Source organism: Flagellimonas taeanensis (assembly GCF_003584105.1).
Classification (GTDB): Bacteria; Bacteroidota; Bacteroidia; order Flavobacteriales; family Flavobacteriaceae; genus Flagellimonas; species Flagellimonas taeanensis.
The window spans coordinates 79,693-92,178 of record NZ_QXFO01000010.1 but is presented as its reverse complement, the minus strand read 5'-3'; the positions used below and the strand labels follow the sequence as shown (position 1 = coordinate 92,178).

The 12,486-nt window shown below is 45.7% G+C and carries 11 protein-coding genes; 7 read left to right on the top strand and 4 right to left on the bottom strand.

The features are described from left to right. The 5 genes from D2V93_RS04785 to D2V93_RS04765 form a co-directional block, all read left to right on the top strand. Nucleotides 1-720, top strand: a 720-nt coding sequence (locus D2V93_RS04785) for a 3-keto-disaccharide hydrolase (protein ID WP_147377364.1), incomplete at its 5' end; no start/stop codon positions are given. A 16-nt stretch (nt 721-736) separates the two neighbouring features. Further along, complete coding sequence (locus D2V93_RS04780; protein WP_119618617.1) at nt 737-2,161, top strand: Gfo/Idh/MocA family protein; 1,425 nt, start codon at nt 737-739, stop codon at nt 2,159-2,161. A 23-nt stretch (nt 2,162-2,184) separates the two neighbouring features. Beyond that, nucleotides 2,185-2,625, top strand: coding sequence for a YybH family protein (locus D2V93_RS04775; RefSeq protein WP_119618616.1), 441 nt, complete (start codon nt 2,185-2,187; stop codon nt 2,623-2,625). Nucleotides 2,626-2,814: 189 nt separating this feature from the next. Further along, entirely contained in the window at nt 2,815-3,954 is a 1,140-nt protein-coding gene (locus D2V93_RS04770) for an SPFH domain-containing protein (RefSeq protein ID WP_119618615.1), read from the top strand. A gap of 169 nt (nt 3,955-4,123) precedes the next feature. Continuing rightward, complete coding sequence (locus D2V93_RS04765) at nt 4,124-5,218, top strand: TFIIB-type zinc ribbon-containing protein (protein WP_119618614.1); 1,095 nt, start codon at nt 4,124-4,126, stop codon at nt 5,216-5,218. Nucleotides 5,219-5,389: 171 nt separating this feature from the next. Here D2V93_RS04765 and D2V93_RS04760 read toward each other — a convergent pair whose 3' ends face one another. The 4 genes from D2V93_RS04760 to hemH are packed head-to-tail and all read right to left on the bottom strand — an operon-like array spanning nt 5,390 to nt 9,833. Further along, entirely contained in the window at nt 5,390-6,487 is a 1,098-nt protein-coding gene (locus D2V93_RS04760) for a lactonase family protein (RefSeq protein WP_119618613.1), read from the bottom strand. A gap of 51 nt (nt 6,488-6,538) precedes the next feature. Next, a complete protein-coding gene (locus D2V93_RS04755) occupies nt 6,539-7,915 on the bottom strand; it encodes an MATE family efflux transporter (RefSeq protein WP_119618612.1) in 1,377 nt (458 codons plus the stop codon). Between the two features lie 56 nt (nt 7,916-7,971). Beyond that, on the bottom strand, nt 7,972-8,763 hold the full coding sequence (locus tag D2V93_RS04750) for a DUF3050 domain-containing protein (protein ID WP_119618611.1): 792 nt from the start codon (nt 8,761-8,763) through the stop codon (nt 7,972-7,974). Nucleotides 8,764-8,786: 23 nt separating this feature from the next. Then, nucleotides 8,787-9,833 carry a ferrochelatase gene (gene hemH, locus D2V93_RS04745; RefSeq protein WP_119618610.1) on the bottom strand — a complete coding sequence of 349 codons (1,047 nt, stop codon included), beginning with the start codon at nt 9,831-9,833 and terminating at the stop codon, nt 8,787-8,789. A 142-nt stretch (nt 9,834-9,975) separates the two neighbouring features. Between hemH and D2V93_RS04740 the strand changes: the two genes are divergently transcribed. Together D2V93_RS04740 and D2V93_RS04735 are read left to right on the top strand one after the other, a co-directional pair. Continuing rightward, complete coding sequence (locus D2V93_RS04740) at nt 9,976-11,031, top strand: mechanosensitive ion channel family protein (protein ID WP_119618609.1); 1,056 nt, start codon at nt 9,976-9,978, stop codon at nt 11,029-11,031. 96 nt (nt 11,032-11,127) lie between these two features. Continuing rightward, nucleotides 11,128-12,465 carry a hypothetical protein gene (locus D2V93_RS04735; protein WP_147377363.1) on the top strand — a complete coding sequence of 446 codons (1,338 nt, stop codon included), beginning with the start codon at nt 11,128-11,130 and terminating at the stop codon, nt 12,463-12,465. Nucleotides 12,466-12,486 lie beyond the last annotated feature (21 nt).

Genomic DNA, 12,486 nt, shown 5'->3' with positions numbered 1-12,486 from the left:
ACAGAAGAAACAACAACCGCCCAACCTGAAGAGAAGAAAGCCGAATGGGTCCATCTTTTTGACGGTACCAGTCTGGAAGGTTGGAGAGGATACAACATGGACTCCCTGCCCCCCGGATGGACCATCAGGGACAGCATCCTGACCTTCGACACCGAACTGGGCATGGAACAGGACTATACCGGTGGAAAGGACATCATATATGGTGCCGAGGAGTTCGACAATTTCGAGCTCTATCTGGAATGGAAGATCCCCGAAGGGGCCAACAGTGGCATTTTCTACCATGTGAAGGAAGGCTATGACGGCCCCCCCGTGGTGGCCCCGGAATATCAGATCATCGATGACGAGAACTATGCCAGGATACATGATCTGACAGGGTACAACTCGCAATTTGGTGCCGAGCACCCCGAGCTGCTCCAGGACTGGCAGAGGACAGGGGCGGACTATGCCATGCACGTGGCGGACGAATCCCAGAAACAGTTGAACCCGGTAGGGGAATGGAATTCTTCCAAGATCGTGTTCACCCCCGAAAAGGTGGAGCACTGGCTCAATGGCAAGAAACTGTTGGAGTTCGTGCCGTGGTCCGAGGAATGGAACGCCAAGAAGGCCTCGGGGAAATGGGACAATGCCCCCGATTACGGAAAATTCAAAACGGGCTACATCGCTTTGCAAGACCATTCGAGCCCCATTTGGTTCAGAAACATAAAAATCAAGAAACTATAACCTCCAATACCTAACCATGAACAAAAGAGAATTCATCAAAAAAAGCAGTGTGGGAGCCCTAGGGATCATGTTGGCACCTTCTATTTTAAAAGCAGGTTTCCCAAAAGAAAAGTTACGAACGGCCCACATTGGCGTGGGCAATATGGGGATGGAGGATCTCAAGGCGATTTCATCGCATGCCTCGGTCGAGGTGGTCGCCCTCTGCGATGTGGATGCCATCAACCTGTCCACAGCACACAAAATGCACCCCGGTGCCCGTGTGTTTTTTGATTACCGTGCCATGTTGGAGGAAATGGGCGACGAAATCGATGCCGTGATCGTTTCCACACCGGACCATACCCATGCGCCAGCTTCGTTGATGGCGATGAACATGAACAAACCTGTGTACTGTCAAAAACCATTGACCCACTATGTGTCCGAGTCCAGGGCCATGAAAAAAGTGGCCGCCGAAAAAGGATTGGTCACCCAGATGGGCATCCAGGTACACTCCTTCTACGATTACAAACTGGCCACCTTACTGATCCAGTCCGGCATTATAGGCAAGGTACACACCGTGCATGCATGGTCGCCCAAGAACTGGGGGTATGATGGTCCATTGCCACAAGGGGAAGACCCTGTTCCCACCCAATTGGACTGGAACCTTTGGTTGGGCACTTCCAAGGAAAGACCCTACAAGGACGATATGTACCATCCGGGCAACTGGCGCAAGTTGATGGATTATGGTTGTGGCACTTTGGGTGATATGGGCGTGCATATTTTTGACACCCCTTACAACGCATTGGAACTGGACGTGCCAAGGACCATTATGACACAGTGCCGACCCTCCAACGGGTTTGGCTACCCAGAAAAGAACACCGTCACCTATGAGTTTCCCGGCACCAAATACACCGGAAAATCCCTAAAATGGGTCTGGTATGATGGACCAGGTGCTCCTGAAATGCATGAAGACCTTTTGCTGCCCGGCATGGAAATGAAAAAGGACAAAAAATCGGACGATAAGAGCGTGAAGGACAAAATTTCACTGGATGCAGGCGTAGCTGCCGAAAACGAATTGCCGGAACAGGGTGCCATGTTTGTTGGGGAAAAAGGCAGGTTGTTGCTCCCCCACTTCATGCAGTTGCCCAAAAAGATCGTGAAGGGCAAGTATGTGGACATCTCCAAGGAGATTGCCAAGGTATCGGCGGCCAACAACATGGGCGAGCCCATCCGAAACTATGAGTCCGAAGGCCCGAAACACTACCACCAGTTTGTGGACGCCTGTTTGGGCAAAGGTGAAACCACCGCTCCTTTTGATTATGCGGCCCGGTTGACCGAAACCATTCTTTTAGGAACCATTGCCGGGCGTTTCCCTGGGGAGACCTTGCACTGGGATGCCGAAACCGCCCAATTCAAGGAAGAAAAGGCGAACAAATATTTGGCCGGGGATTACCGTAATTTTTAGTTTGACTCTAAAAAATATTGTACATGAAAAAAGTGTTGTTCCTCCTCTTTGTTCTGCCCTTGTTTGGTATTGCACAGACAACGACAGAACAAGAGGATAAGGCCGCTATAGCCCAAGTGCTATCCACCCAACAAACAGCTTGGAACAATTTTGATATAGAATCGTTCATGGAGACCTATTGGAAATCCGACGCGTTGACCTTTTATGGCAGCGCAGGTGTGGTAAAAGGCTGGCAAAAGACTTTGGAGCGATACAAAAAAAGCTATCCGACCCAAGAACATTTTGGCCATTTGGAATTCGTCACCAACGACATATCCAAGATTACTGACGATGCCTATACCGTTATGGGAGAATACCATTTGACCAGACCGGTAGGCGATACCCAAGGTATTTTTATGTTGGTACTCAAAAAAATAGATGGGGCGTGGAAGATCATAGCGGATACTTCGTGTAAGGTGGAATAGTCACTGCTTTTGTAAAATCTATCCCGTCTGAAAATTTGTTGAACATAACTTCTTGGTTACGCTTTTTCTCGCTCATCTGCAGGCGTAATTTTTTATCTTGTAACATTCTCCCCTCATTTCACACTAACCTAACGGAAACCTTCCACACTTTTTTTAACTTTAAACGAGAATAATCAAAAACACTAGACCATGGATATTTTTGGAAAGATCAAGGAAAAACTCAGCAACGAGTTTATTGATATTATTGAGTGGCTCGACTACACCGACGACACCATTGCGTATCGGTTTGAGCGCTACCAGAACGAGATCAAGAACGGGGCAAAACTGATTGTCCGTGAAGGACAGACCGCCGTTTTTATCAACGAAGGGCAACTTGCTGATGTGTTCACACCGGGCACTTACGACCTCACCACCCAAAACCTGCCCATTTTGGCCACATTGAAAGGGTGGAAATACGGTTTCAATTCCCCTTTTAAAGCGGAAGTTTACTTTGTAAATACCCATTTGTTCACCGATGAAAAATGGGGCACAAAAAGTCCTATCACCCTGAGTGATGACCGATTTGGTCTGGTAGAGATCAGGGCCTTCGGTACGTATGCCTATAAAATTTCGGATGCCGGTAAGTTCATCAAGGATATTGTGGGCACCGATAGCAATTTTACCAATTTCGAAATCAACGAGCACTTAAAAAGCTTGATTGCCACTCGCTTTACCGATACCGTGGGCAAGGCCAACCTTCCCATAGAACTGTATGCGGCCAACACCACCGAACTTTCCGATACTTGTCGCGAAGTGATGGCCCCTGAATTTCAAACGGTGGGCATTTCCTTGGAGAAATTCTACATTGAGAACGTCTCCATGCCAGAAGAACTCAAAAAAGAGATTTTCGAATACAGCCGAATCGATAAATTGGATCTGGACAAATTGACCAAGTTCAAAACAGCCAAAGCCATTGAGGCCGCCGCCCAAAACGAAGGCGGCACCGCTGGTGCCGGAATGGGCATGGGTATGGGCTTTGTACTTGCCCAACAAATGGGGAACCTGATGGGCGGCGCCACGAAAGCGACACCACAGGCCACTGGACAACCCGCTGCCGGGGCCGTTCCACCACCAATGCCAGCACAGACGTTGTACTATTATGCCGTGAACGGGGCTCAGCAAGGACCTGCAACCTTTGAGCAATTGCAATCCCTTTTTGCCAACAGGACCATCAATCGGGACAGCTTGGTATGGAAACAAGGCATGGCCGCTTGGACCGCTTTAAAGGATGTGGAGGAACTGAAATCGTTCTTAGGAGGGAATACTCCACCACCATTGCCTGGACAATAATTTTACATTGTCATACTGAACGAAGTGAAGTATCTCTTTTCAAACGTAAATAACAGATTCTTCGCTTCGCTCAGAATGACATAGGGGCACGTTAGATGCATCGTATCAAATAAAGGCGACTTGGTATCCAAACAAATAATTAGATTCCCGCTTTCGCGGGAATGACAACATGGAAGAACCTACCATCCAAAAATCAGAACTCAAAAAAACCTGCGTCAATTGCGGGGCGGAACTCACATACAAACCTGGGACCACCAGTATCACTTGTGAGTACTGTGGCCATGAAGAGGGCATCGCCCAAAAGGAAAATGGTTTTGAGGAACTGGAGCTGTACCCCTATCTCAAGGAAATGGGGTCGCAAAGGCATAGCGAGGAAATCTCCATGCTGCATTGCAAAAACTGTGGTGCCGACCAACATGTGGAGGAAAACTATAAATCGCTCCATTGTGTGTATTGCGGGCAACCCTTGGTCGTGGAAGATGCCTATAAGGAAAGTTGGATCTTGCCCGGGGCGGTATTACCGTTTCAAATCGACAAAAACCAATCGTTCCGCATTTTCAAGAACTGGGTGAAACAATTGTGGTTTGCCCCTAACAATTTGAAAAAGGCCGCTCTGGACCCTCAATTTACGAAAGGGCTCTATCTCCCCTATTGGACCTTTGATGCACAATTGTATGCCTCTTACATCGGTCAACGTGGGGAATATTATTATGAAACACGAAGGGTCCGGAATGCCAATGGCAAAATGGTGACCCAACAAGTCCGAAAGACCCGTTGGTATCCTGCATCGGGTCAAGTTTCCGGGTTTGTGGACGACACCTTGATCAAGGCATCCAAGCAAAAATCAGGGAGGATTCCTGGAAAAATTGCCTATTGGGATTTGAAAAAGCTACAACCGTTCGATAGTGGGTACCTATCCGGTTTTGTGACTGAAAAATATACCATTTCTTTGGATGAAGGCCACCTGCACTCCAAGGAAGTCGCCCGTGACATTGCTACCCGATGGTGCATGCAGGACATTGGGGGTGACACCCAAAGGGTCACTTCTATGGACATGAAACTGTCCGAAGAAACTTTTAAACACATCCTATTGCCCGTTTATGTGAGTGCCTATCGGTACAACGGCAAGGAGTATAATTTTTTCATCAACGGGGAAAATGGAAACATTTCAGGTACGCGGCCTTATAGTTTCTGGAAGATTTTCTTTGCGGTACTGTTGGGCTTGATCGTGATTGGTATTATTGTTTTCCTATCAAAAAAATAGCTCCAGGTCAGTTCGGGTGATTCTCGAAGGGAATTGCACCTGCCTGCCGACAGGAAGGTCGAGAACCTCTTTCAACGTTATTTGTCATACTCAGGAGTCCCTTGGGGATGACGAAGTATCTCATACCTAATCCAGAGATTCTTCGCATTGCTCAGAATGACAGCGAGACGATTACTCAAATACCAAACAGACCGGATTCGGCAACTTGTTCTCATTTAAAAAAATGAGGGTCCCCATTTCCACATCCCTTTTGAACACCGTAATGTTGCTCGACTTTTGATTGGCCACCAATAAAAATTCCCCTGTTGGATCCATCGAAAAATTACGGGGCCAGTCCCCGTGCACGGATTCCCTTCCCACCAAGCTCAAAGTTCCAGATTCAGGATTTACAGCAAAAATCACAATGGTATTTTCTCCCCTGTTGGAACCGTACAAGAATTTCCCATCGGGGGATAAATGAAGGTCTGCACAGGCATTGTTCCCTTGATAATTGGGATCCAACGTTTTTACTACTTGGATTTCTTGGTAGTCTCCTTTCGTATCTCTTTCAAAAACGGAAATGGTACTGTTCAGTTCGCTGATTACATAAAGCATCTTTTCTCCTTCACCAAAGGTGAAATGTCTGGGTCCGGCACCCTCAGCGAATGGTAGGGATGGTTGAGGGCCAGGAACAAATTCCCCATTTTCCTCTTTGTATCTTTTAATGGCGTCCAATCCCAAATCCGTCACCATCAACCCATCAGAAGTAAATTGGGCCATGTGGGCATGAGAGATTTTGGTGCTATCCAAAAGTTTGTGATCTATGATCTGCGGATGTTCTCCCAAAGAGCCATCATCATTCAGGTTGAAGAGGGCCACATTGCCGCCTGTATAATTGGCCACGGCCAAATGTCCATCCCCGGAAAGCGAAACATGACAAGGATGGGCTCCTTGTGTTCCCATGCTGTTCTGGATTTTTAACACCCCATCATTCAGGGTAAAAGCGGTAACCCCACCTCCCAAGCTATCAAAATCGGCAGTTTCTTGAACGGCATATAGGTTTTTATGGTCTTGGGAAAGGATCAAATATGAAGGGTTGGTGAGCTTGGCCGCCAACTGTTGGTTGGTCAACTCCCCTGTTCCTGAATTGAAGGTATAGGTATAGATGCCTTCACTATCACCATCGGTATAGGTGCCAACAAAAAGGGTGTACATGGGTTTTTCTTCAGGTTTTTCTTTACAGGCCAATACGAATACGATCATCAGACTGGCAAAAAGTGCTTTTTTCATGTTTGTTCGGTTACGTGCCCCAAATTACACATTCTTTGGAAATGCCATCCTTCAGGTGAGTTCCTTCTTGATCTCTTTCCTCAAATAAATGCCCGTGACCACCGTGGCCAAAACATCGGCTATCGGAAATGAAATCCATACCCCGGCTTCTTGGAAAAAATGAGGTAACAACAAAATCAATGGGATAAAGAAAAATCCTTGTCGGGTCAAGGTCAGCAATAAGGCCGGAATGGCTTTACCCACCGCTTGAAAATAAGCTGCCCCGATCAACTGGAGCGCAATGATGGGCGTAGCGGCAAATACCAATCGCATGGCAAATGGGGTATGCTGCAACACAAATTGATTGGTGGCCAGTTCCTCCGCGGATAGTCCAGGTCGGTTACTCAGGAACAAAGCAGCAAACTCCCCTGGGAAAAGCATCAACACCACAAAAACCAACGTCGCTACCAAGGCGGCATATTTGATTGCCGTAAAGATGGACTCCTTGACACGGTCGTAATAGGCAGCTCCATAGTTGTACCCTGCAATGGGCAAAAAGCCTTGTGTGACCCCAAAAACAGGGAATAAAGCAAACATCAACATACGACCGATAATGGCGTAGACCGCCACCATGGGTTCCCCGCCCAAATTGAACAAGATATTGTTCATGAGCAGGTAGGTGACGCTAGTAACCGCCTGTCTTGCAAGGGTTACGAAACCCAAAGAACTTATTTCACGAAGAATGGCTGGATCCAACCCAAAATGGGACAAGCTGATCTTCAATTCGGAATGTTTCGATAGAAAAAAATAAAGGATGTAGCCAAAACACAACAGGTAACCCACGGTTGTGGCCCATGCGGCCCCTTCCATGCCCCAGTCGAAAATGTAGATGAACACATAGTCCATCAAGAGGTTGCCAACGGAAGGAATGATCATGGCAATCATGGCAAATTTGGGTTTCCCTTCGGCACGTATTACCGTGTTTCCCATCATACAAAGAGCCAAAAAGGGCACTCCGTACAAAATGATGGTATAGTAGATTTTTGCAGGCTCAAAAATGGCTCCCTTACCTCCAAATGCCGGAATCAGGTTGTCCACGTAGTACAGTCCAAGGACTACCATGGTCACGGTGACCAAAAGTGTCAGCGTAATCTGGTTTCCGAACGTCTTTAGAGCCTTTTCATGGTTGTTGGCACCCAGGGCACGGGAAATGATACTGGAACCCCCAATACCGATGGCCATCCCCAAAGCGGCTATAAAAAAGGAAACGGGCAACACTACGTTGATGGCGGCAATGGCAATGGATCCTATCCAATTCCCTACAAAAATGGAATCGACCAATACGTTCAGCGACATCACCAAAATACCGATGGATGCCGGAACGGCCTGTTTGATCAATAATTTTCCGATGGGTTCCTTCCCGAGTTCTTCAGAGGTAACTTTGGCCATGCCAAGGATTGTTCTTTTGGTGTAAGACTAGCGTGAGCTGAATGGTTGCTTCAAATCTACAACGCATCCACCAAATTATCCTTGTTCTCGGTCAGTTTTTTGGCAATGCTGTCCCAAAGTCCAATTCTACGCTCCAAAGCTTTTTTGCTGTAGGTCAAGACCTCTTCCCATTTCCGCTCATCGGAACCGCATAAGGCCTTGATCATTTTAACCGCCAAGGGTCCATGTTCGTCCCCGTCCAATTCAATATGCCTTTTCAGGTAATAGGAAAGTTTGGTGTATTTACTTGGGCCATTTTCACCAGATTGTTCAATAATCCCCAAAAACATATCAGGGATCAAGTCTTCCCTTCCGAAGGTAAAGGCAGCGGCAATGATGTGAGGTTGTTGGGTATTGATGGCCTCAAAGGTAAATTGAAGAAAATCCTTTTCCGCTTGGTCCAAATCAGCGCTTTCAATTTGTTCTGCAATCTTCTCCAAATCGGTAAATGTGGAGATGACCTGCAACACTTTGGTGGTGCCAGCTTCCACTTCACCCATGGCGTCTAAGTACATTTCAAAATGGCTTTTGGCTTCTCCCAATTCATTAAAATCACTTTCCTCCTCCAACACGATTTCGTTGATGAATCGGGCCACGGAAGCATCCGAAGCTGGTTTCCAAGGAAGGGAAGTACAGGTCAAATGTTGCTGTAACGCTTTCAATAAGGACATAAAATCCCAAACGGCATACACATGGCTTTCCATGAAGATTTTGATGTCCCCCACCGATTCCAGTTGGGCATACAAGGGATGGCTTTTGAGTTGGTCTCGTACCTCTTGTAGGTGATGCTCCAAGTGTTCAATTTTCATAAGGCAATTTTCTTTTTCCAGTATTATTGAATGTGGTATTCGGGCAAAACACCACTTTTCTCCCAAGTTTTGATCCATTCGGCCATCAATTCCGCCCAATCGTCACGATCGTTCAAACAGGAAATATGAATGTAATCCCCACCCCCTGCTTCTTGGAATTGGTGTTTGCCTTCCATGGCGATTTCTTCCAAGGTTTCCAAACAATCGCTCACAAAGGCTGGGGTAATCACCGCCAATTTCTTGATACCTTCCTGGGCCAAGCGTTCAAATTCCTTGTCGGTAAACGGTTGTAGCCAAGGATCACTACCCAAACGGGATTGGAAGGAAGTGCTCACTTTATCCTCAGGAAGCCCCAGTTCTTTTTTTACCAATTCAGTGGTATCCAAGCATTGATGCTTGTAACAGGTATGGTGGGCCACAGAGTTGGTTTGGCAGCATTTGCCATCCAATTTGCAGTGCGACTTGGTTGGGTCCGACTTTTTAATGTGGCGTTCCGGAATACCGTGATACGAAAATAGGATATGGTCGTAATCAAAATCCTTTAACCCTTCGGCTATGCTTTTGGATAGGATTTTTATAAAATCCGGATTGCTGTAAAATGCCGGTAAAGTGGTCATTTGCATTTCGGGGAAAAATTCCGCCTGAATGTCCATGGCTTTTACCACCACTGTCTCGTAGGACGACATGGCGTAATGTGGGTACAAGGGCACCAAAAACACCTCATCCACCCCTTTTTCCTTCAGTTCTTGCAAACCTTCCTTGATGGACATGGAACCGTATCGCATTCCCAGTGCAACAGGCAATTGGGTGTGTTTCTGTACTTTTTCCGCAAACCGTTTGGAGATGACGATCAAGGGCGAACCTTCATCCCACCATATTTTGGAATAGGCCTCTGCCGAACGCTTGGGGCGGGTGTTCAAGATGATACCCCGAACAATGATGTTCCTCAGGACAGGATTCACATCGATGACACGCTCGTCCATCAAAAATTCATCCAAATACGGTTTTACATCTTTTGCGGTGGGGCTGTCGGGCGAACCCAAGTTGACCAATAACACTCCTTTTTGCACGGCTTTCTGTTTTGAGCAGCAAAAATAATACACGGCACCGACTTTGTCCTTTACACATCAAAATACTTTCCTATACTGAAATAATGAATCTCGATTTTGTTCAAGGCCGCATCTATGGGCATTTCTCCCTACTTTTGTGGATATGGAGTCTTTTCAAGAACAAGTTTCCAAAGAATCCCTGATCTATCTGGGTATTGCCCTGGTCGTTTTGGTGTTTTTATATTGGGGCACTTCCGTATTGATGAAACGAATGGGGAAAAACCCTAAATACCTCTTGCCTGCAGGTTCCTTTAGAAAACTGGCCACACCTTTATTGTTGATCTTCCTTTCCGTTCTCCTTAGGATAAAGGCACTTCGCGATGTCCTAAATCTGGAAGAGGCTGGGTTTTGGTTCAGAAAGGCGAGTACTTTGTTGTTCATTTTTGCGATGAGCTGGGTGATGGTCGCTCTATTGAAGATCGTTAAACAAATTGTGATTCGAAATTATGATGTGGGGGTCGCGGACAACCTGAAAGCAAGGAAAGTCTATACCCAGTTTACCATTTTGGAGCGGATTTTCATTTTCATCATCATCCTTTTGGCCATCGGCTTTGCCCTGATGAGCTTTCCCGAAATCCGTGAATTGGGGCTGAGTGTTTTTGCCTCTGCGGGTGTAGCAGGAATCATCATCGGTTTTTCGGCACAAAAATTTATCGGCACCATTCTGGCGGGTATCCAGATTGCCATTGCACAACCCATCAAATTGGACGATGTGGTGATCGTGGAAGGCGAATGGGGCCGAATTGAGGAAATTACCCTGACGTATGTGGTCGTGGCTATTTGGGACAAACGGCGATTGATCGTGCCCACCCCCTATTTTATCGATAAGCCTTTTCAAAACTGGACCAAGACCTCTGCCGATATCCTGGGTACCGTGTTTTTGTATGTGGATTACAATGTTCCTTTTGACAAACTCCGGGAAGAATTGACCCGGATATTGAAAAACACCGACCTTTGGGATGGCAAGGTGAATGTTTTACAGGTCACCGATTCCAAACCCAATTGTGTGGAAGTCCGTGCCTTGATGAGCGCCAAGGACTCGCCCACGGCTTGGGACCTTCGCGTGCTGGTTCGCGAAAAATTGATTGTTTATTTGCAGGAAAATTATCCAGAAAGTATTGCCCGAACAAGGGTGTTGCTGGACAACCAAAATGACTAAATGCCTTCATTTTTCAACACTTTATATTACCGTTCATCAAAAAAAATGGGGGTAACCTGATTGGTTTTTTATCTTTAGTGGGACTAAACCATGCACATGAAATATCCAGCAACTTTATTATTGGCTTTAACTGTTCTTTTTGCATCGTGCTCCAGCGATGGGACGTCTGACCCCATAATTGATGACAATGAAGATCCGACCGGTGAAAATCCTCAAGAGGAAGAACCAAAAATGGTCACTTACTTTACTTTTGAAGTTTTACGTAGCACCGCCGATACAGATGATTGGATCATCATCCACGATGAAAATGGTAACCTATTGGATTTTAAGCAGTTTGAATTCGATGACACTTTTGATTTCCAAGTTATGGAAGGAGAAATACAACCAAACAATTTCACCATAACTTTATTCAGTTACACAAATTCTATTGAAGGTGAAATGTTGCATATCATAAAATCGTATCCGAACATATCCTTAGGGTCACACTGGAAATATACCTTGGGCCCTGGTGCAAACAATTATGCTCCGAGAAATCCCTCCACAGGCAGTTTCAATGTTACTGTGGCGAATGTAGTATCTCCAAAATACCAATGGATTTCAGATAGACAAGGGATTCTTGTTGCAACCAGTGGTCCTGACCTACCGGGTTTTACCAGTACCGAATCCCATGAAAATATTCAGCTCTATGACAATCCCGACTTCTTCTATACCATATACGATTCAAGCAATGATCTAAAATACTATGTCATTGAAGATCCCACTGATGGTGAGGAAATAACCTTGGATTATTCAGACTTCAAGTCTTTTGACAGTTATTTGGAAGTTGAATTGCCCAGCACAATTTCAACCTATAGTCTATCATCCATTTCAGCTGTTTTTGATGATGACCAACCAATCAGTCTGAGTGGTGGAAAATTTACTTCTTATTTTTTTGGAGATACTAATCCCCCTGCTCCGCTCAAACTTGGATACTTAAATTCTTACTCAAAATATCTGAGCATTATAAGCTATAATACGGATGAGTTTCTATACGCCTACACAAAATTTGGTGATAAGCCCGATGAAATTGTTATCCCAGAGAACAAATGGATTACTGTCCTAAACGAATCCATTTACAATCATGAATTTGAAACCAATCTGGATTTTCAATTGAAAGATGTCTTGTGGGAAATTAAGGAGGGTGAACCCTTTGTGGATTTGGTCCAAACAACTTGGAACGTGTATTCTTCCCCAGATTTTTCAGGAACAATCGGTCAAATCCCCGAGGAAATACAAGAAGCCTACACTAACTTGAGGATCGAAGACCTGGATTTGACTTCAACATCGCTACATTTGGACTTTATCACCTACCCTGACTTAATACAGGTTGAGTTCATTGATCCAGAATTAAAAACATATTATAAACCCCATGAATATTTCAAGTTTAAACATTAGAGGAGCACATCACATCACTTT